This is a genomic window from Mongoliibacter ruber (assembly GCF_003003005.1).
In the GTDB taxonomy this organism is placed as follows: Bacteria; Bacteroidota; Bacteroidia; order Cytophagales; family Cyclobacteriaceae; genus Mongoliibacter; species Mongoliibacter ruber.
The window spans coordinates 529272-550904 of record NZ_PVTR01000001.1; the positions used below are offsets into that span (position 1 = coordinate 529272).

Sequence of the window (21633 nt, forward strand, 5' to 3'; positions counted from 1 at the left end):
AAAATTTATGAAAATTGAATTTATCCTCCAATGATCTCCTTAAGGTTTGCTACCAAATTTTCCCAAATAGACTCAAGTTCATCATCTTCATACGAATCACTGTAGTCAATCACCTTAAGAAATAGTGTTTGGGTAAGTTCATTCTCTTCAAGTTTAAATTCTATATAGGCTTTGTCTTCTTCTTCCAAGTTATTTGGATCGAAGAATTCAAATTTTACATGGAAATTAGTCCTAAGGGCAACCACTTTTGCATAATGATCTTCTCCATCATATTCAAATTTAAACGTTTTGTCTTCATTGATAGACACGTCATCGGCATACCACTCGGACAAACCGCTAGCTGAACTTAAATAAGGAAATAATATTTTCCTTGAAGTATTGATTTGATAATCAGCGACAAATTTATTTTTTACCATTTTCTTTAAATTTAAGTTGACAAAAAAACAGTTTTTTTGCTTCGATAAGTTGGAATTAAAGGGTCAAGACCTCATATTTGCATTCCGATTTGGGAAGGTAGTTCATCCAGATAGTTATTTTGAAGTTGAACTTTTAGATTTATTACTTCCTATTTTAAATAAAAATCGAAAGTCAGGGATCCAACACCCGATTTAATTACAATACTTGGCGAGGTAGCTCAGTTGGTTAGAGCGCAGGATTCATAACCCTGAGGTCACGGGTTCAACTCCCGTCCTCGCTACACAAGCCCCACTTTAGGGGCTTTTTTTTATTCCATCATATGGGGAATTCTATATAAAAGGCATCAGCTCAGTGTTCATATTAGTCTATACACCTGATGTTGAAAGTCCTGCTAAACCATGGAGAAATATTTATCAATTTTACAAACATCAACTTGTAAATGACAATTAAGTCTTTTTAGCAAAAAACCAATCCCAGAATCATGCGAAAGCAATTGATTAGGTATTGGCTTGTCAAGATTTTGTACACTTGTAATATAGTGAATTTTAATTAAACAGCTTCTTAAACACAAAATATATAGCACAAAAAAAAGCCCCATAAAATGGGGCTTAATTATCAAGTAATTGAGTGCGCTCTTACTTAATTTTTTCAACAACAGCTTTGAATGCCTCTGGATGGTTCATTGCAAGGTCAGCTAGAACTTTTCTGTTCAATTCAACACCTGCTTTTTTCAACAATCCCATAAATTGTGAATAAGAAATGCCATATTCTCTTGCTCCAGCGTTGATACGCTGAATCCAAAGAGCACGGAATTCTCTTTTCTTAACTCTTCTATCCCTGTAAGCGTACTGTAGACCTTTCTCATATTTGTTCTTGGCTACAGTCCAAACGTTTTTACCTCTTCCGAAGTAACCTTTTGTTGCTTTGAGGACTTTTTTTCTTCTTGCTCTAGAAGCAACTGCATTTACTGATCTTGGCATAGTAATTTAATTTTTTGACCCTAGGTGCCTTTCGGACTTTTTTACCTCAGCGTCTGGTGAATAATATAACCTTTAATTTAATTTTGAAGATTGAGAATTATTTACCAATTCTCAACATTGCTTTTACTCTTCCTTCATCTGTCTCATGAACTTCTCCCATTTTGGTAAGATTTCTCTTCCTCTTGGTAGACTTCTTAGTCAGAATGTGGCTTTTGTAAGCATGTTTTCTTCTGATTTTCCCGGTTGCTGAAAGCTTGAACCGTTTTTTCGCACCTGATTTGGTCTTTACTTTAGGCATAACTGTATTTATTTGTTGAATTTATTTTTTATTTGTTTTTGGAGATAAGAAAAGAAACATCCTTTTTCCTTCGAGTTTTGGCAATTGCTCAACCTGTGCATACTCTTCGAGTTCTTGCGCAAATCTCAACAATAGCATTTCCCCTCTTTCTTTAAAGACGATCGATCTTCCTACAAAATGAACATAGGCCTTGACCTTAGCTCCTTCTTTCAGAAATCCGATGGCGTGCTTCAATTTAAAATTAAAATCATGATCGTCCGTATTAGGACCAAATCTGATTTCTTTCAAAACAGTCTTAGAAGCATTGGCTTTGATCTCCTTTTGCTTCTTTTTTTGTTCGTATTTAAACTTAGCGTAGTCGATCACCTTACAAACTGGTGGACTCGCATTAGGGGAGATTTCTACGAGATCGAGATCATTTTCCTGAGCAATCTTGATCGCTTGGGCTGTCTGTAATACGGCATTACCTCCTTCTACGAAATCGCCGACTACCCTCACTTCCCTGGCTCTAATTTTCTCATTAACCTTATAAGGTTCTTCTTGTCTCTGTCTGAACGGTGTTCTTCCTCTCAAAATTTTTTGGTTGTTTTAATGAAATTGCCTGCAAATATCTTAATTATTTCGAGATTTAAAAAATCTCTATCTTTTTTAGTACTATTATTTCTGCTTTAAAGATTCTTCTATTATGCCTTTGAAATATTGAGCAAACTCATGGACTGAAAAACTACCTATATCTCCTTCTCCATGTTTACGTACTGAAATTTTTTCTTCAGCTTGTTCTTTTTCGCCCACTATCAGCATAAAAGGAATCTTTTTCACTTCAGCATCTCTGATTTTTCGTCCGATTTTCTCATCCCTGTTATCAATAATCCCCACTATATCTTGTTCGTCAAGCATGGAGTTGATCTCCTGGGCATAATCTGTGTATTTTTCAGAAATTGGTAATATACAGATTTGTTCTGGTGACAGCCAAAGTGGGAAATTACCTGCACAATGCTCTATCAACACAGCTACAAATCGCTCAAGAGAACCAAATGGTGCTCTGTGAATCATCACTGGTCTGTGTTTTTGATTGTCAGAACCAATATACTCTAACTGGAATCTTTCCGGAAGGTTATAGTCTACCTGAATAGTACCAAGCTGCCACTTTCTTCCAAGTGCGTCTTTGACCATAAAGTCAAGTTTTGGACCATAAAATGCAGCTTCTCCCAACTCGGTTACGGTATCAAGGCCTTTTTCTGCAGCTGCTTCGATAATCGCAGACTCAGCTTTTTGCCAAGCATCATCAGATCCTATATATTTTTCTCTATTGTCAGGATCCCTGAGTGAAATTTGGGCGGTATATTCCTCAAATCCCAATGCCTGAAATACATAAAGAACCAAATCGATGACTTTTATAAATTCTTCTTTTACTTGATCTGGTCTACAAAATATATGGGCATCATCCTGTGTAAAACCTCTTACCCTTGTCAATCCATGTAACTCACCGCTTTGTTCATATCGATAAACCGTGCCAAATTCAGCATATCTTACTGGAAGGTCTTTGTAAGATCTTGGTTTATGTTTATAGATTTCACAGTGATGTGGGCAATTCATAGGTTTCAAAAGAAACTCCTCTCCTTCGTTTGGTGTGGCTATCGGTTGAAAAGAATCCTTTCCGTACTTTTCATAGTGACCAGAAGTCTCGTACAAAGCTTTATGGCCAATATGAGGCGTAACTACCTGCTGATAACCGGATTTATCCTGTGCCTTTTTCATAAAGTTGACCAATCGTTCCCTCAGAAGGGTGCCTTTTGGCAACCACAATGGTAGACCCATACCCACTTTTTCGGAGAAAGTGAATAATTCCAGTTCTCTTCCTAACTTCCTATGGTCTCTTTTCTTCGCTTCTTCCAGCATATGAAGGTATTCCTGCAATTCCTTGGCTTTAGGAAAAGTGATACCATATATCCTGGTGAGCATTTTATTCTTCTCATCCCCTCTCCAATACGCACCGGCAATATTCAAAAGCTTGGTGGCTTTGATAAATCCTGTGTTTGGAATATGGGGACCACGGCAAAGGTCTACAAAATTACCTTGCTCATAAAAAGTAATGGTACCGTCATCCAATCCTTCCAACAAGTCCAGCTTGTACTCATCACCTTTATCAGTAAAGTATGCTACGGCATCTTTTTTGGATATTTCTTTTCGGACATACTCATTTTTCTGACGGGCAAGATCGAGCATTTTAGCTTCAATCTTTTCAAGCTCTGCACCATCCAGTGATTTGTCTCCAAAATCTACGTCATAATAAAACCCATTCTCGATCGGCGGGCCTATGCCCAACTTCACTCCAGGATATAATGCTTCCAAAGCCTCAGCCATCAAGTGGGCAGAGGAGTGCCAAAAAGTATTTTTACCTTCCGCATCATTCCATGTCAACAATTGAACTTTGGAATCGGCATGGATAGGCCTTGTGGCATCCCATACTTCCCCGTTTACTTTTGCTGCAAGTACATTTCTGGCCAAACCCTCGCTGATACTAAGTGCAATCTGTAGCCCCGAAACTCCTTTTTCGTACTCCCTTACCGATCCATCCGGCAGGGTAATTTTGATATGTTGGTTAGACATTTATAAAATTTTAAATAATGAAACATGTCATCTACACAAACAGATGATTTTTAGACTTGCAAATATGGTCAAGTCCAAGCTATTCAAAAAATAAAGCGGCAGGGAATGTGAAAAAAGAATTTTTTGGGAGATGGTTGTGAAATGTTTCTTTTAAATGCATTTGCGAAAGCCATCAATGAAATAAAAGTACCGAACTGCCTTGATTTGGATCATGGACAGTAAGATCTTGATCCTATTAATTTTTTGTTTTGAGAATCATCAAGACATAATTCTCTGTTTCTTTTCCGTAAAAAGCAGCTTCGATAAAATCCTTCCCTTTTCCTTCTTGGTAAGTTTTCCAATCTTCCTCTGACATACTTTGCTTCTTTTCTACTGCTTTGTTGTAAAGAGAAACTCCACGATATGCAACAGCTACTTCGTTGTCTTCTAACTGATATATGGGTGGATAAAAATTGAATGATTCATCGATATCATTGATTAAGTCAAAATTAACCAAATCGTGGGTTTTATTCTGCTTATCAAAAATTGAAACTGCGCTTTTTTCACCTATTCTAATTCTGCTTAGAATATATTTTGTGTTCGAAAATCCATAAGGAGAATAAGAATTCCCTGAATTTTCTTTAAAGTATTTACGAAAAGCATCATCATCCATTTTCTTCTGCTTTTCTTTCAATTTACCATGATTCATTGCTTCATTTCCAAAATCAAAAATGATTTTAGGTTTAAAACCATCAGGAGTAAACCTGTATAAAGTATCTGCATAAGTTCTAGCAAAATAAAAACTGTTATCTTCTTGATAAAAATTTACCGGATCCCCCATATTTCCATAAAAGACATCTGGATGTGAAGAAAAATAACTTCTTATAACCTTTCCTGAGTGATCAAGAACTGTGACCAAATTTTCAGCTCGAGAACCACTATAGATAAAAAATAAAGAAGACTCAGTATCATAGAAAAATGTTCTACCCATTACCGAAATCTTTATTTCATTTATAAAATTTCCTTCAAGATCAAACTTGATGATTTTTTTAGGATGCGCTAATAAATACATTGTATCTTGAACTACCTGTACATCCGCCAGTTCGATGTACTTGCCTGGTCCATCACCAACATTTCTTATCCTCCTAATAAAATCACCCTGTCTATCAAAAATTTGAACACTCTTTCCAATCCACCAATCAAACACAAAAATCTTATCCTTGTATCCAATAAGCTTGGCAATTTCACCTATTTGTGAATCAGGATTTTCTTTTTCCTTTAACAACAAATATTCTATCTCGGGCTCAAAATAATCTGTCAAATGGCCGTCTTTGACTGACTCAAGGTCAACCTTGATCGTAATGGTGCCATCTTTTTCGGTAACAGTACCTGTTTGGGGCTGACTGGTACAAGCGACGACAAAAAGTAAGAAGATTCCAATAATTTTATTTCCCATGTTCAAAACTAATGATTTAAACCAAATCTAAATATTCTTTCAAACATGTTTTCATCAAACACCATTATATATATTTGTCCAAAGCTTAAAATTGTATGTTCTACGATATCATTATCATAGGAGGAGGCATAGTTGGTCTCGCCACTGGATTAAAATTAAAAGAGCAAAAACCTGATTTGAAGGTTGCGGTTCTTGAAAAAGAAAACGCAGTGGCCAAACACCAAACCGGCAATAACAGCGGTGTGATCCACTCAGGATTGTATTACAAACCCGGTTCTCTTAAAGCGCTCAACTGCATCAAGGGTTACCATGAATTGATAAAGTTTTGCGAAGAGGAAAGTGTTCCTTTTGAATTGACGGGAAAAGTGGTAGTGGCTACAAAAAAAGAGCAGATTCCGATTTTGAATGGGTTACGGGAAAGAGGGATCCAAAATGGGCTTGAAGGCACTCGTTCCATTACCCTGGATGAACTGAAGGAATATGAACCCTATTGTGCCGGTGTAGCGGCCATTCACGTGCCTCAAACCGGAATAGTAGATTATAAAGTAGTAGCGGAAAAGTACGCAGAAAAACTCCAGCAATTGGGTGGTGAGATTTTTTTAGGTCATACAGTAAAAGGTATCAAAAATATAAATGGAATTTCCACCATTGAAACTTCCCGTGGGGATTTTCAAACCAAACTGACTATCAATTGTGCAGGACTTTATTCAGACAAAGTGGCTCAGATGAACCAGAAAGAAAGTCTGGATGTCAAAATTATTCCTTTCAGGGGAGAATATTATAAAATCAAAAAGGAAAGAGAATACTTGGTCAAAAACCTGATTTATCCTGTTCCCGATCCGAATTTTCCGTTTTTAGGAGTACACTTTACACGAATGATGAAAGGAGGCGTGGAAGCAGGTCCCAATGCTGTTTTGGCATTCAAGAGAGAGGGGTACAAAAGGTCTCAAGTGAATATGGGCGAGTTGTCAGAAACACTGGCTTGGCCTGGATTTCAGAAAGTGGCAGCCAAGTACTGGAAAACCGGTTTCGGTGAACTCTACCGCTCTTTTTCCAAGACTGCTTTTACTAATGCACTGAAAGAATTGATTCCTGATATCCAGGAATCGGATTTGATAGATGGAGGAGCTGGAGTACGCGCCCAAGCATGTGACAAGACTGGCGGGCTTTTGGATGATTTTAGCATCAAGGAAAATGAATTTTCCATAAATGTGTTGAATGCCCCTTCTCCTGCTGCAACAAGTTCCCTGTCTATAGGAGGTACTGTAAGTGAATTGGCTTTGAGGAGGTTTTGAGGGAGAGGTTAGAATTAAGAACCAAGAGAAAAGGTTAACCTTTGAATGTGCCGCAGCGTACTCGAAGGTTTAGTACAGAGAACCGAGAAACAAGTACCAAGACGCTTTGACCGTCAGATGGCTCTAAGCCTTCAGACGGTTTTTTGTTGGATGCACCCTGAATTTCCCGAGGTTAAAGTTGATCGAGGTTTGCCTCTATTTGTTTTTTTCTTAAGGGCAAGCAAAATAAAATCCCTTTAAAAACTCTTTCCAAAACTTACACCTGCCCAATAAGGATAGAAAGACCAGCTTTTCCCTTCTCCAACTGGAACATTGAAAAATGGGGTATAGCCAATCCTAAAAAAGAAGCCACCTTCTGGTTTTTGGTATCTATAACCGATTCTTAAAGGAATTAGAGAATCAAATACCACTTTGTCATTAAATTCAAATGTTTCCGAATTAATTTCTAAAGTTCTGCTTAAATATGAAGTAAACCCTAAACCTAATTCCAGATGATGGTTTGACTTGCCATATAAGGCTGATACCTCTAAAGGAATAGCGGGAAGCCAAATCGTCTTGAAATCATTTAGTTGATTTCGCCACATAGAAAAACCTGCACTGGCATTTAGCTTTAGTTTATCTTTTTGATGAAATATCTTGCTATAGTTTACTGCGTATATTCCAGAACTTCCACCTACCTCAAGATAAACAGCTTTTTTTGCAGTAAAGATTTCGGCCTCGGATTGAGCACTTGCGCCAAAGGAAAATAATAAGGCAAAGAACAAAAACAGCAATAACGAATATTTAGGTTGAATATTCATAATTTTTCAATTTCGGTGTATAAAACTTGTTTAAAATTCTCTGGTCAATTTTCAATTATAATTTGTTTTCTGAACACATCTTTACCCGAATGAATATGAAGGTAATAAGTTCCAGGCTGTAATCTTTTCGTATCTAAATGAACCTTATTTTCCATGGATTCTCCAGTCCCTACCAGTTTCTCAGTTCGATCAAAAATATCAACCTTAAACGTAACAATAGATGGTTTACTATTCTGATTATGTGATTCCGCATCAAAGGATTTTCCTAATTGGTTGCTTTCAGTATCATATTCAACGAACAAATCACCATATGAGGGATTGGGATAAATCTTAAAATCACCTGAAGACATCATATAACTGCAAGGGGCGACAGTTATTCCGGTCAAAGGCGTAGCGCCACAGCCGTTGTTAACCGAAACGCGAACTGGACCATAAGAATTATTAGAAGTAGGAAGAAAAAATGTAATAGTGTTTGCAGATGTGTTTTGGACAGTCCATCCTGAAGGATAAGTCCAATTGTAAGTGTAACCATTCTGATGTCCTGTGGGAACATTGGCAGTAAAGGTATATGAATTGCCATTACATACCATCCCAGCACCTGCTACCGTTACTTGGGATAAACTAAATGCGCCGATTTGAACCACATAGTCTCTTTTAGTACTATACCAAAAATTACCCAGAGCTGGATTTGGTATTGAACCTTGGACTGAAATTGTATAAGTCCCTTCAGGAGTATTTACAGGGGCAGAAATATTTACTGTTTCATTCGTAAATGCAGTATTACCTCCTCCATTAATAGACCAACCAGAAGGAGCAGTCCATTGATAAGGAAAATGGTAGTAACAGTTCCCTGTTTCAGGGAATATACTGGCTAAGGTAGGACTTGTGGTATAAGTATAGGATTGTCCCGAAGAACACATCGCAGGGCCTGAAATTGGACTTGGAGTCGGCACTCTTGAAGTTGTCGAAATAATTTTTTCTCCTTTACCATGGATGGAGCATCTAACTGCTTTTACTTCAATTTCGTAAATTCCGACATCGGGAAAAGTAAAAGAGAAATCTGGCCCCGTTCCATTGTCTATTATTTCAATACCCTTATAAACAGTCCAAAAAATATCACAAGAATTAATTTCGTAACCGAAAGATTCGTTATATGTTTTTGCCGTGTAAGTAACGGAATTATTCGGACAGACAAAACTAGACGCTCCCTCTATAACGACTACTACTGCATTCGCCCTTTGAGAATTAAGCAAAGGAAACACGAAAATCAAAAATACAATGAGACTTTTTGCAAGTCCAAATTTTCCTGCAATCGTTTTGAATGAAAGAAATTTGTGTGTGTGTGTGTGCGGGGGTAAGATTTTCATAGTGGGTAAACAACTTTATATTTTTTAAACAATATGATTTAAAAATAAATTTTAGCTCTCAATTATGCAATTTTTCATTAATATAAATTCTTATTTTATATTTAAATCCTTATTTAATCGTGTAATAATTCTTATGTACCGCAAAAGGTCTCTTACCAGTTTGTCCAGGTTGGTGATGCTAGGGAATTATCCACTTACTGTGCCAGAGTGGCTGCCATCCATGTACCTCAAACCGGAATAGTTGATTATAAAGTTGTAGCGGAAAAGTACGCAGAAAAATTCCAGCAATTGGGTGGTGAGATTTTTTTAGGTCATACAGTAAAAGGTATCAAAAATATAAATGGAATTTCCACCATTGAAACTTCCCGTGGGGATTTTCAAACCAAACTGACTATCAATTGTGCAGGACTTTATTCAGACAAAGTGGCTCAGATGAACCAGAAAGAAAGTCTGGATGTCAAAATTATTCCTTTCAGGGGAGAATATTATAAAATCAAAAAGGAAAGAGAATACTTGGTCAAAAACCTGATTTATCCTGTTCCCGATCCGAATTTTCCGTTTTTAGGAGTACACTTTACCCGCATGATGAAAGGTGGTGTAGAGGCTGGTCCCAATGCTGTTTTGGCTTTCCAAAGAGAGGGCTACAAAAGATCCCAGGTGAATTTTGGTGAGTTGTCAGAAACATTGGCTTGGCCAGGATTTCAAAAGGTTGCCGCCAAATACTGGAAAACCGGTTTCGGTGAACTCTACCGCTCTTTTTCCAAAACTGCTTTTACCCATGCACTGAAAGAATTGATTCCTGATATCCAGGAATCGGATTTGGTAGATGGAGGAGCTGGAGTACGCGCCCAAGCATGTGACAAGACTGGCGGGCTTTTGGATGATTTTAGCATCAAGGAAAATGAATTTTCCATAAATGTGTTGAATGCCCCTTCTCCTGCTGCAACGAGCTCACTTTCTATTGGTGATACTGTCTCGGAATTAGCTTTAAAGAGGTTTTAAATGCGTCTATGGATAAAGTCATTATCTAATTTAAAAAAATGCATTTTTGATATGTACTTCACTATTTGTTGAAGTGATTGTTATCATGGTGTATTCACCACCCAAAATCTATATAATTATCAATTCTATGATTGGAAAAATCGTTTCTGTCAATCAATCTCTAAATTTACTCAACTAAAAAATCCAAAAACCTGTATTCTGCCCAAGTGAACTCCTGACCTCTGAGCATAAATCCCGTATGGCCTCCCCTACGAGGCATTTCCAAGTAAATTTCGGAATGCTGTTCAGCTAATTTTACAGGGTAACATCTGCCCATCAACAATGGATCATTCAAGGCATTGATAATCAAAGTAGGGACTTCGATGTTTTTCATCCAATTGTCCGCACTTACGGATTGGTAAAAATCATCAGCGTCCTTAAATCCATGCACTTTTGCGGTATAGTGGGTATCGAAAGTATCAAAATCTTCCACGCTTCTCAAAAATTCTAAATCTACCAAATCAGGATACTGAGCGCCTTTCAAAAACATTTTGGCTTTCAATTTATTTAAAAATCGCTTTTTGTAGAAAGCATTCCCCTTTACCCGAAGTGTTGCGGCTGAATCAGGCAAATTGCATGGAGTGGAATAAACTGCAGCTTTTTTGATTTTTGGGTTTAGATCTGCCCCCTTTTCTCCTAAATATTTCAATGTTTGTGCACCTCCCATAGAAATGCCCGAGAGGTAATAAGCATTATATTTTTGGTTTTTTTCTACATGTTTGATGACTTCATCCAAATCATAAGAAGCACCGTGGTGATACAGTAGAGGCCCCTTGTTCATTTCCCCACTGCAAGACCTGTTGTTCCAGGCCAATACATCAAAACCGTTTTGATTGAATAATTTGACAAGGGCTTTGGCATAATGCCTTTCAGAACTACCTTCCAGACCATGAGAAATGATCAAGAGCTTTTCAGCACCTATTTTTGACCAGTCCAAATCCAAAAAATCAGCATCCATAGTATCTATCCTTTCTCTCAAATAGGAAACACCTTTAATTTTTCTAAAAATACTTGGAATGATAGTTTCCAAATGCCCGTTGAACAGATACTTGGGCGGATTCAAATAAGTGGTTTTCTCTATAATAGGCATAAAAATAGATACTGATTTAGTAAGGATATTTATTTCATACCCCCAAAAGAGAGAAGAATTTGTTTTATTTGAAAAAGTTTAAGCAACGTAATTTATGAGAAAATCAAAAATCACCTTAATTCTATTGTTTTTATCCATAGGTATTCTTTTCAATGCTAATGCCCAATCCTTGGATTCTTATATAGACAAAATATATCCAGAATTGGATAGTCTGTATAAACACCTCCACCAAAACCCAGAGCTTTCCCTACAGGAAAAAGAAACGTCGGCAAGGATTGCTGAAGAACTCAGAGAAATAGGTTATGAAGTGTCTGAAGGAATCGGGGGTTATGGAGTAGTTGGTGTATTGAAAAACGGGCCAGGGCCTGTTTTGTTGATTCGGGCTGATATGGATGCTTTGCCGATGGAGGAAAAAACAGGCTTGCCGTATGCTTCTGTTAAAAAAGGAGTTTCCAACGACGGAAAAGAAACATTTATTGCGCATTCTTGCGGCCATGACATACACATGACAGTGTTTGTAGGGACTGCAAAGTTGATGCAACAGTATAAAGACTCATGGAGAGGAACGCTCCTTATGGTTGGGCAACCTTCTGAGGAAAACGGTATGGGTGCTTGGAATATGATGAATGATGGCTTGTATGAAAATTTCCCTCATCCGGACTTTGCCATTGCACTTCATGATGACCCCTTTTTACCGGCGGGAACAGTCGGTTATAAAGCCGGGGCGCTGATGGCGGGAGTAGATATGATGAATGTTACTGTCTATGGTGAAGGTGCCCATGGGGCAGCACCACACACAGGGATCGATCCAATTGTATTGAGTGCTCAGATGATCCAAGCTTACCAGACGATTGTTAGTCGTAGAATCGCACCTACTGATCCCGCTGTGGTGACCGTAGGATCCATTCATGGCGGATCAGTACACAATATCATTCCAGATGAAGTAACCATGCAACTGACATTGAGGTCTTATTCTCCTGAAGTGAGAGAAGAAATGATCAGCAGTGTCAAAAGAATCAGCGAAAACTATGCAAGGGCCGCTGGACTTTCGGAATCCAAAATGCCAACTTATTGGATAAGAGAGCCACACACCCCCGCATTGATCAATGATGAAGGACTGACTACAAGAATGGTCGAAGTTTTCAAAACCAACCTAGGTGAAGAAAATGTCCATGAAGTAAAGGAACAAATGATAGGTGAGGATTTTAGCCGTTTTGGTTTACAAGAAAGAAATATCCCCATCAGCATGTTCTATTTGGGTGCTACAGATCCAGAATTTCTTAAAAAAGCGAAGGCCGAAAACCTGGAAATCCCAGGACTTCACTCTCCACAGTTTGCCCCACTTCCGGAACCTACCATTAAGACAGGAATAAAAGCCATGAGTGTATTTGCCATGGATATCTTGAGAAATATGGAGATCATGAAAAGATGATATTTGATAGATATTATTTCTTTTGGATATTGGTGGATATGGGATGGAAATAAAGTTGAAATATGATGGATATAAATTGAAATACAGTGGAAATAAGGTTGAAATATTGTAAATAGGGAGTAAAAAGATGCTCAATACTTAAACTTATTTCGCCGAAGGCATATTTCTATTTATTTCACGAAGTATATATCAATTTATATCGCCAAAGGCATATTTCGCGAAGCATATTTCAACTGTATATCCTTCAATTTAAAGATTACTTTACAATGCCTTAACACCTTTTCTTTCCGTCTAACATACCTTTGTCAGAGTAAAAATTCTTCATAGGTATTGATGATATTTAAAAAGGTCGGTTTTGCCGGCCTTTTTACTTTAAACTTGTATTTTGTATTTGAATTCGTAGTGAGGGATAAAAATACTTGAAAATCAATCAATTGGAGGTTTCAACATAGAAGGGTTATGGTGATCCCGATAACTGGGAGAAAAGTGAAATAAAATGTCTGATTTTGAAGCATTGTCAGTCCGTAATAGAAAAGCTCAATGCATAATTCGGGCTTATTCCTTTCTGGTGATGACATAATTTTTAACTGGAAACTGCATGACGGCCTTTTCCAATTGTCCATTTTTATAATAAAAGCGGTTTCTGTTTCCATTTACATCCACTTCATAGTAATCCCCCTTCTTTTCGATCGGTGAAGGTAATCCATAAGCTTCCGCCATGAATTCTTTTACCTGCTTTGGTTCTTGGAAGTAAAAAACTGCTGCACTAAAATATAGCGGTCTATTTATAGTGGTATCCAATTCATACTTATAATTTGTAGTTTGGATTTTATAATGGTCTCCTTTCCAGTCAATATCAGATTTGAAATTACCGCGATTGGTAGTTGAAGTCAAATTTGCTGAGCGCAACATTTTCCCATTGTAAATGGTTTTGGTAAAATAATCCAAGTTGATTCTGCCAAAAAACCAGAAACTAACATTGCTACTCAATTCATAGACTGTTTCTTCTCCCCGGTCAAACTTTTTAGCTGTCATTTCACCTATGGAAATTCCCGCTATGGATACGTCGTATTTTTGGATAACCTGAGCCTTCAAATTCAAATGCCCTAAAATCAGGAAAGTGAACAGCAGGAAAAATAAGGGCTTGAAATTAGTTTTATACATGGTGCGAAGTTGTGAAGAATAGTCAAAAGGCTCAAATGAATTTTTGATTTTTTAAAAACAGTTCGCACGATTATCGGGAAAATTTTACTTAACTTCAAAATTACAAGCCTTAAAAACCCATTATGAAAAACCTCTTGACTTGCTGTCTGTCTATAGCTTTAATAGCTTTATTTTCCTGCGAAAAACCCTCAAAGGAAGGAGAAATATGGCTGACTGATCCTTCAAAGAACATTTTATTCCAACAACAAGCAAACCTATTGTTTGAACCTACTGGTGAATTGGCAGCTGATATTTTTATCGATGAGGAAATCCAATTTCAGGAAATTGAGGGCTTTGGGTTTACACTGAGTCAAGGTTCAGCCATCCACCTTTTGGGAATGGATGAGGAAAAAAGAAAGGACTTGTTGCAAGAGCTATTTGGTAAGGATGAGAGCGATATCGGTATTTCTTACCTGAGGTTGAGCATTGCTGCTTCCGACTTGAATGAGACAGTATTTTCCTACCATGACTTGGAAGAAGGAGAAACTGACCCAGATTTGGAAAAATTTGACCTTGGACCCGATAGAGATGATGTCATTCCCGTTTTGAAAGAAATCCTTAAAATCAACCCCAATATTACCCTAATGGGTTCTCCTTGGTCTCCCCCTGCTTACATGAAAGACAATATGGACACTAGGGGTGGAACTTTGCTCCCGGAGTTTTATGATGCATATGCACTTTACTTTGTCAAATACATTCAGCAAATGAAGGAAGAAGGGATTCATATAGATGCTGTTACGGTTCAAAATGAGCCACTTCATCCAGGCAATAATCCCAGTTTGCTGATGTTGGCCGAAGAACAAAGAGATTTTATAAAAAATCACTTGGGACCAAAATTCGAGGCGCATGGACTGGACACGAAAATCATTGTTTATGACCACAATGCAGATAGACCAGACTATCCCATTACTATCATGAATGACCCTGAAGCTAAGAAATATGTTCATGGTTCCGCTTTCCATTTGTACGGAGGAGAAATCGAGGCCCTTTCTGATGTCCATCAAGCACATCCAGATCGGCATATCTATTTCACCGAACAATGGATTGGTGCTCCTGGAAATCTTCCCGGGGACCTTGTATGGCATACCAAAAACCTGACCATAGGAGCGACTAGGAATTGGGCAAGGACGGTTTTGGAGTGGAACCTGACCTCTAACCCAGAGCTTACCCCATTCACAGAAAGGGGTGGATGCAGTAGGTGCCTAGGAGCTGTCACCATTGATGGTAATGAGGTAACTAAAAATCCAGCTTATTATATCATCGCACATGCCAGTAAGTTTATCACTCCAGGATCCATACGAATTGACAGCAATGTACCGGAGAATATTCCAAATGTGGCCTTTCTCAGGCCCGATGGAAAAATCGTCAACTTGTTGCTTAACGAATCAAAAGAAGAAAAAACGTTTTCTATCCAGACCAGGAATTATGTTACACAGGTGAGTCTGTCAGGTGGAGCAGTGGCTACGGTGATTGTAGATTAAAACCAAATGCATTAGCTTTTTGCGATATCTAATACTATAACACTTGTATTTGGGATGAATTCACCTTAGTAACAAAAGCCCTCAGGATATACCGAGTTTCTGGTTGGTGTTTTACTTTCTGTAGCGCACCCAGAATATGTTCAGCTTGTTGGCCTTCTGTATTTTCGTCAAAAAATCCATATCCTGCAAATACACCTTTTTCAAAATAAAGGGCAGAGTGCTCATTTGGGTGAATCCCTTTTTCCTTGATCAGTAATGCTTTTTGATCTGATTGAATAGAGGTCAAAAAACTGTTTGCCCTTCTATTATAAGAATCATGTGATTCTTCACCACAGCAGGCTCCTTTACATTTGTTGATTTTGAAATCATAACAAGCATTGGGAGCCTTTTGAATGCCGGATAGTTTGGTACATAAGTCAAACTCTTCGACTTTATGCATCAAAAATTTCCAAGCTTCTGAATGAGAGTCAAATTCAAAAACAGCCTGTTGTGGCCTTGTATTTTTGGCAACCTGTAACCTCATGTAACCTGCCCCATCCTCATATTGATAAAGTGCCCAGTTGCTTGATTGGTACTTTAAAGCCTTATTGTATTTGGGCCATAAATTCTTGATTTCTAATAACTCTATCAAATAAGCCAAGAATTCACTACCCGTTAATTGCCAACTTACATCATGGATCTCTGATTTGAGATTCAGTTTATCTTTTGAATTTCCTGAAAAATGACCTTTGAACCTTTCTCTGATATTAATCGCTTTTCCTACATAGATGACTTTGCCATTTTTATCATGGAAATAATAGACACCAGTACTCTCCGGAATACTAAGGAATTTTTCTTTGGAGATATAAGGTGGTAAAAAAGCCTCCCCTGCATTTCTTTTTAGGCTGGAATAAATAGTTTCAGGTGACTTTTCGTGAATCAAGCCAAACAGAATTGCGGTGGCTTCTGCATCTCCAAAAGCCCTATGGCGATTCGAAATACTGATTTGTAGGTGTTCGCAGATACGGCCTAGACTATAAGAGCGAAGACCTGGAAATACTTTTCTACTCAGTCTCACTGTGCAAAGTTTGGGAGCATCATATTGAAGACCGTGTCTTTTGAAAGCTTCTCTGATAAAAGTATAGTCAAAATTGACGTTATGGGCTACAAAAACTTTTCCTTTCAAAAATTCAAAAAGTTCTTCCGAAATTTCTGCAAATGTAGGTGCATCCTGAATCATTTCATGGTCAATTCCAGTAAGCCCTGTGATAAACCCGGGAATCATACGCTCAGGATTGATCAAAGTGTGGTATCTGTTTACCTCCTCCCCTTCTTCATAGACCAAGGCAGCTATCTCGGTGATCCCTCCATTTGTTGGATTCCCCCCCGTCGTTTCAATATCCACAATCACATACTGCATACCATCTATTTTTGCTTAAGCAAGTTTTCAAATTATTTCCCGTTTAAAAAAATCTAGAGACAGACAATGTCAAAGTTTGATTCAATTTCCATAAAACACATCCATCTACCACATGTTTAATTGTAAACTTTATTCTAAAAATTCTTTTTTTATATTGGAGTTCTAAAACCTAAAAGACCTAAAAAATTGAAAAGAAGAGATTTTGTAAAATTGAGTTCCTTATTGGCTGCAGGTTCAACAATTCCGTTAGCGGGATCCTCTGGACTATTTGACTATAAGAAAGAAGGGACATATAAAGTAGGTATCATTGGATACGGTGATAGGGGTTCTGGCATGCACAGTGTCATGACTTCTATGCCTGACAAGTTTGAGGTAATTGCTATATGTGACAATCTTCCATTCAGAATAGAAAATGCTAAGGGAAAATATCCCACAGGTATCCGTTTTTATGATAATCATCACCAACTCCTTGACAATAAAGAGCTGGATGTAGTATTGGTTTCTACACCGATTTACCTACATTTTGAACACGCCAAAGATGTTTTGGCGTCAGGTAAACACCTCTTTTTGGAAAAAACAATGGTGTTCAACATAGATCAGGTGCTACAACTTAATCAATTGAGCAAAGAACATCCAAACCAGATTATTCAAATTGGCCATCAATATCGCTATTCTCCGCTTTATTTTAAGGTGAAAGAAATGATACAAAATGGATGGTTGGGCAAAGTAACCCAAATAGATGCCCGATGGGACAGAAACCATAACTGGAGAAGACCAGTACCTTCCCCAGACTTGGAAAGACAGATCAATTGGAGGATGTACAAGGAATACTCAGGTGGTTTGGTGGCTGAACTGCTCTCCCATCAGATTGATTTTATCAACTGGGCATTTGACACAGTACCTTCGCAGATCCACGGAATGGGCGGCATAGACCGATTTGACGATGGAAGAGAGACCTTTGACAATGTGCAGGTCACGCTGCGCTATGAAAAAGAAGGTATGATCGGAAATTTTGGAGCCACCTGCAGCAATGAACATGAAGGTTATGCTTTCCGCATCAAAGGTTCGAAAGGAATGGTTTCCTTACTGATGAATGAAGGAGTCTTTTACCCCGAGCCGGAAACAAGGGCTAAACTGGAAGAGGTTGACGGTGTCTCAGGTGCTACCCAATTGGTATGGTCCAGTGATAAAAAAGGCGTGAAAATCCTTGACGAGCCTACCCGGGATGGCTCTTTTTATGCTTTAGAAGATTTTTATAAATGCCTGGTCAATAAGGAATTACCACACGCCAACATAAGCAATGCAGGAAGAACGGCTATAGTTGTGGCTTTGGCCAACCAATCTCTTTATGGGGGTCAGACACAATCTTGGAAACCTGAATATAACCTGACATAACAATCAGCTTTTCACATATTGGGCTATCAACTTCTCAGCGCACCTTTCCCCATCCATTGCAGCTGACACGATGCCGCCTGCATAGCCAGCACCTTCCCCACATGGATAGAGACCTTTGATCACAGGATGTTCAAAGGTTTCTTTATCTCTTGGTACCCTAACAGGTGAAGATGTCCGGCTTTCTACTCCTATGAGTTGGGCATCATTGGTCAAGTATCCCCTCATTTTTTTACCAAAATCCAAAAGTCCCTGCCTCAACCTTTCTGAAATAAACTGGGGCAAGACCTCGTGCATGTCTACCGCATTCAGTCCCGGTTGATAAGAAGTATCCAAGAGGGAAGAACTGACTTTCTTCTGGGTAAAATCAATCATACGCTGTGCAGGTGCTGTCTGGGTTTTACCTCCATGTTCCCATGCCTTTTGTTCTACTTCAGCTTGAAACATCATCGCTGCCAAAGGTCCATATTTTTGATATTGGGGAAGATCTTCCAGTTCTACCGCTACCACCATGCCTGAGTTGGCAAATTTGCTGTCTCTACGGCTTGGACTCATGCCATTGACAACCAATTCTCCGGGAGAAGTAGCTGCAGGAACAATAAATCCACCGGGACACATACAAAAAGAGAATACCCCTCTTTGCTTGCCCTGATACATAGACTGGCTGACCAAAGAATAGGAAGCGGCAGGCAAATATGGCCCTCTGTCTATCTCACAGTTATATTGAATTTTGTCAATCAGGTTTTGGCTATGCTCTATCCTGACACCCAAAGCGAATGGCTTCGCTTCGATCAGGATATTTTTTGCATGAAGCAGGTGAAAAATATCTCTTGCTGAATGACCCGTGGCCAAGATGACCCCTTTACCCATGATTTTTTCACCATTGTGCAAAGTCACCCCTTTGATTTCGTTCCCGTCCAACAAAAAATCAACTACCTTGGAATCAAACAATACCTCACCACCTGCCTGTAGAATGGATTCCCTTAATTCCGCCACCAGTTTGGGCAATTTGTTGGTTCCGATATGCGGATGGGCTTCTACTAGGATTTCTTCAGTCGCCCCATGCGCCACCAAGATTTCCATGATCCTTCTTATATCTCCACGCTTTTTGGAACGTGTGTATAATTTCCCATCTGAATAAGTACCTGCGCCACCTTCTCCAAAACAATAATTGGATTCAGGATTGACGATATGCTCTTTGTTGATGGCTGCTAAGTCTCGTCTTCTCCCTCTGACATCCTTACCTCGCTCAATGACTATTGGTTTCACTCCCAGCTCTATTGCTCTCAAAGCTGCAAAAAGTCCTGCCGGACCCGCACCAACGATAATGATCTGATCCTCATTTTTGACGTTGGGATAGTCATGGTGAAAATCCAACATAGGTTTGGGTGCCTCATTGACAAAAACTTCTGCTGCTACATTGACTTTTACCCTTCTTCCTCTGGCGTCGATGGATCTTCTTGTCTGTCTGACATAGACATTGGATTGGCTTCCCGAAACTCCGGCTTTTTGTAGCGCAATGGGAGTGAAAATTTCCTCCGAGTAAGCTTCCTCAGGTGAAAGTTGTAGGTTGATTTCTTTTCTCATGGTAAGGTATTTATCCTTAAACTGTTGTATTGATGGTTAATTGATGAAATGATGAATTGTCGAACTGATGAATTGATGAATTGTTGAACTGAATTCCTGAATGTTAAGAGTTCTGAATTTTCTATGTCCCATCCCTGTTTTTGGCGGAAGGCTTTTTCCTTTTTCGAACATTTTTCGGCCAAAAACCTATGGATTCAATATTATTTATTAACCCCGGGAGGCAACCCAGGGCTAATAGATATTTGACCCCTTCAGGGTCAATTTTATTCTATGAATCCGAGACTAAAGCCTTTAGAACCTGCCTTTCAATACTTGTTGTTCTGTCATCCCCCTAAATACTTGGGGTCAGGCCTTCATCCTTTTCTTATCGTATTTCTACCTTTTTCAAAATGAGCTAAAAGCTCAAAAATCAAGATCCGAAGGCACAGCCTTCAGATAACGCAGTCTTTCTCATATCAGCACATGTCATTTGCTTTTCTAAATTATCGCCTCTTCCTGCTCTCTTGACCCCTCGTAAATCGACGAACTGATGAATTTTGTAACTGATTAACTGTTAATTGATTAACTGAATCTTGAATGTTAAAGGTTAAGGGTTCAGAAAACGGACGATTAACCATTAACTTTTAATCTTTAACTTTCCGTTTTGAACTGATGAATCGATGAGCCTCGTAAATCGTCCTTCGTCAATCGTAAATCCGCTTGGATCATCCTTCATCTGTCAATCCCTGATTAGTGTTGACCGTTTTAAGATTGATTTTCGTTGTTAAATATACATACAATCCTTCCTCCCTCATCCTTTCTTTATCCTTCTTCCTCTTTACCAAAGATCTCCTTCACCACCCATCCTTTGCCCCATTCAGCTTTTTCCTGTTCGGTCCAAAGTTCTGGGTAGAAAATGACTTTTTGGAATCTTGGAGGCAGAAATTTCTGCCAATTGGTGCCACCGGTAGCAGCAATGTCAACCGGATCTTTTTGTAGGTATCTCACTGCCGATTTGTAATGCGCCAATGGCCAGAACACATTCGCTTTCAAATCTAATGTTTTCATCAACTCAGTCAGTTCCTCATCTTTTCCTTTACAGTCTCGGTACTTTTGCCAAATGTTATTGCCTTTATAATTGGTAATAAGTTCTTTTAACTCTTTACCGTACTTTTTTTCAAAACTTTTTAAAGTCAGTGTTTTTTCTCCCGTAGCGAGCTCCTTTGCACCATGTTGCCAATAGAGGTTGTCAAAAATAACATCCATGCTATTTTCTCTGTTCAATTCATCTCTCACATCTACATACAATAGGTTTTTGGCATCAGTGGAAAGAATTTCTATCACCCTGTATTGTGCGCTTTGAAAACCACTCGAAGGAAGTAATGACATCCGGAATTTCAGGAATTGTTCTTTTTCCATTCCTTTCCACATTACAGCAAAAGAAGATACTAAGTGATCAAAATACATGATGACCCTTTCCAACCTTTGCTTGAAAAAAGATGAATCAATCTCTTGTTTTTCAGCAATTTGTTCCAATTCCCAAATGATCAGCTTGAAGTAAAGTTCAGTGATTTGATGGTAGATGATGAAAATCTTTTCATCCTTGAAAGATGTACGTGGTTGTTGTAGGGATAGCAGGATATCCAAATTGATGTAATCCCAATAAGACATATAATCTGCATAGAGTAGGCCTTCCAGATAGGAAGAAAGGTCTTGACCAGAAGCCTTGAACTTCTCTTGGAGCAACTCTATTTTCTCTATAACGTCTTTTGGGTATTGGGCTGGGCTCATGTGTGAATATTTCGCTTGATTCAATAGTTTTTTCAA

General features: G+C 38.5%; 17 protein-coding genes, 1 tRNA gene and 1 pseudogene. 6 read left to right on the forward strand and 13 right to left on the reverse strand.

Annotated elements, in window-relative coordinates; translation table 11 throughout:
- Positions 1-20: 20 nt before the first annotated feature.
- On the reverse strand, positions 21-416 hold the full coding sequence (locus CLW00_RS02405; protein WP_106132022.1) for an START-like domain-containing protein: 396 nt from the start codon (positions 414-416) through the stop codon (positions 21-23).
- A gap of 207 nt (positions 417-623) precedes the next feature.
- On the opposite strand from CLW00_RS02405, the gene CLW00_RS02410 reads away from it, so the two are divergent.
- Positions 624-697, forward strand: a tRNA-Met gene (locus CLW00_RS02410).
- A gap of 355 nt (positions 698-1052) precedes the next feature.
- Here the strand turns inward: CLW00_RS02410 and rplT are convergent.
- From rplT to CLW00_RS02435, 5 genes are all read right to left on the reverse strand, one after another.
- Positions 1053-1397: a 50S ribosomal protein L20 gene (gene rplT, locus CLW00_RS02415; RefSeq protein ID WP_106132023.1), complete on the reverse strand. Its 345-nt coding sequence runs from the start codon at positions 1395-1397 to the stop codon at positions 1053-1055.
- Between the two features lie 97 nt (positions 1398-1494).
- Complete coding sequence (gene rpmI / locus CLW00_RS02420) at positions 1495-1695, reverse strand: 50S ribosomal protein L35 (protein ID WP_106132024.1); 201 nt, start codon at positions 1693-1695, stop codon at positions 1495-1497.
- A gap of 21 nt (positions 1696-1716) precedes the next feature.
- Positions 1717-2268, reverse strand: a complete 552-nt coding sequence (gene infC, locus CLW00_RS02425; protein ID WP_106132025.1) for a translation initiation factor IF-3 — start codon at positions 2266-2268, stop codon at positions 1717-1719.
- Positions 2269-2352: 84 nt separating this feature from the next.
- Positions 2353-4305: a threonine--tRNA ligase gene (thrS, locus tag CLW00_RS02430; protein WP_106132026.1), complete on the reverse strand. Its 1953-nt coding sequence runs from the start codon at positions 4303-4305 to the stop codon at positions 2353-2355.
- A 235-nt stretch (positions 4306-4540) separates the two neighbouring features.
- Positions 4541-5740, reverse strand: a complete 1200-nt coding sequence (locus tag CLW00_RS02435) for a 6-bladed beta-propeller (protein ID WP_106132027.1) — start codon at positions 5738-5740, stop codon at positions 4541-4543.
- 95 nt (positions 5741-5835) lie between these two features.
- Between CLW00_RS02435 and lhgO (CLW00_RS02440) the strand changes: the two genes are divergently transcribed.
- The gene (gene lhgO / locus CLW00_RS02440) at positions 5836-7035 is read left to right on the forward strand and encodes an L-2-hydroxyglutarate oxidase (protein ID WP_106132028.1); all 1200 of its coding nucleotides are present in this window, start codon (positions 5836-5838) and stop codon (positions 7033-7035) included.
- 236 nt (positions 7036-7271) lie between these two features.
- Here lhgO (CLW00_RS02440) and CLW00_RS02450 read toward each other — a convergent pair whose 3' ends face one another.
- Together CLW00_RS02450 and CLW00_RS02455 are read right to left on the reverse strand one after the other, a co-directional pair.
- Complete coding sequence (locus CLW00_RS02450; protein WP_106132030.1) at positions 7272-7835, reverse strand: hypothetical protein; 564 nt, start codon at positions 7833-7835, stop codon at positions 7272-7274.
- Positions 7836-7879: 44 nt separating this feature from the next.
- Positions 7880-9202 (reverse strand): T9SS type A sorting domain-containing protein, encoded by a 1323-nt coding sequence (locus CLW00_RS02455; protein ID WP_106132031.1) that lies wholly within the window; start codon positions 9200-9202, stop codon positions 7880-7882.
- Between the two features lie 189 nt (positions 9203-9391).
- Here CLW00_RS02455 and lhgO (CLW00_RS02460) point away from each other — a divergent pair.
- A pseudogene (gene lhgO, locus CLW00_RS02460) lies at positions 9392-10204 on the forward strand (L-2-hydroxyglutarate oxidase); the annotation flags it as partial.
- A 166-nt stretch (positions 10205-10370) separates the two neighbouring features.
- Here the strand turns inward: lhgO (CLW00_RS02460) and CLW00_RS02465 are convergent.
- Positions 10371-11333, reverse strand: coding sequence for a YheT family hydrolase (locus CLW00_RS02465; protein WP_106132032.1), 963 nt, complete (start codon positions 11331-11333; stop codon positions 10371-10373).
- A 94-nt stretch (positions 11334-11427) separates the two neighbouring features.
- Here CLW00_RS02465 and CLW00_RS02470 point away from each other — a divergent pair, with 94 nt between their 5' ends.
- Positions 11428-12765, forward strand: coding sequence for an amidohydrolase (locus CLW00_RS02470; protein WP_106132033.1), 1338 nt, complete (start codon positions 11428-11430; stop codon positions 12763-12765).
- A gap of 555 nt (positions 12766-13320) precedes the next feature.
- On the opposite strand, the gene CLW00_RS02475 is transcribed toward CLW00_RS02470, so the two are convergent.
- Positions 13321-13929 (reverse strand): DUF6134 family protein, encoded by a 609-nt coding sequence (locus CLW00_RS02475; RefSeq protein ID WP_106132034.1) that lies wholly within the window; start codon positions 13927-13929, stop codon positions 13321-13323.
- Between the two features lie 122 nt (positions 13930-14051).
- Between CLW00_RS02475 and CLW00_RS02480 the strand changes: the two genes are divergently transcribed.
- Positions 14052-15449 (forward strand): glycoside hydrolase family 30 protein, encoded by a 1398-nt coding sequence (locus tag CLW00_RS02480; RefSeq protein WP_106132035.1) that lies wholly within the window; start codon positions 14052-14054, stop codon positions 15447-15449.
- 34 nt (positions 15450-15483) lie between these two features.
- Here CLW00_RS02480 and CLW00_RS02485 read toward each other — a convergent pair whose 3' ends face one another.
- Positions 15484-16848, reverse strand: a complete 1365-nt coding sequence (locus CLW00_RS02485; RefSeq protein WP_106132036.1) for an exonuclease domain-containing protein — start codon at positions 16846-16848, stop codon at positions 15484-15486.
- Positions 16849-17034: 186 nt separating this feature from the next.
- Here CLW00_RS02485 and CLW00_RS02490 point away from each other — a divergent pair, with 186 nt between their 5' ends.
- On the forward strand, positions 17035-18243 hold the full coding sequence (locus CLW00_RS02490; protein WP_106132037.1) for a Gfo/Idh/MocA family protein: 1209 nt from the start codon (positions 17035-17037) through the stop codon (positions 18241-18243).
- Between the two features lie 3 nt (positions 18244-18246).
- On the opposite strand, the gene CLW00_RS02495 is transcribed toward CLW00_RS02490, so the two are convergent.
- Together CLW00_RS02495 and CLW00_RS02500 are read right to left on the reverse strand one after the other, a co-directional pair.
- Complete coding sequence (locus CLW00_RS02495; protein WP_106132038.1) at positions 18247-19827, reverse strand: NAD(P)/FAD-dependent oxidoreductase; 1581 nt, start codon at positions 19825-19827, stop codon at positions 18247-18249.
- Positions 19828-20628: 801 nt separating this feature from the next.
- Positions 20629-21597, reverse strand: coding sequence for a tryptophan 2,3-dioxygenase family protein (locus tag CLW00_RS02500; RefSeq protein ID WP_106132039.1), 969 nt, complete (start codon positions 21595-21597; stop codon positions 20629-20631).
- Positions 21598-21633 lie beyond the last annotated feature (36 nt).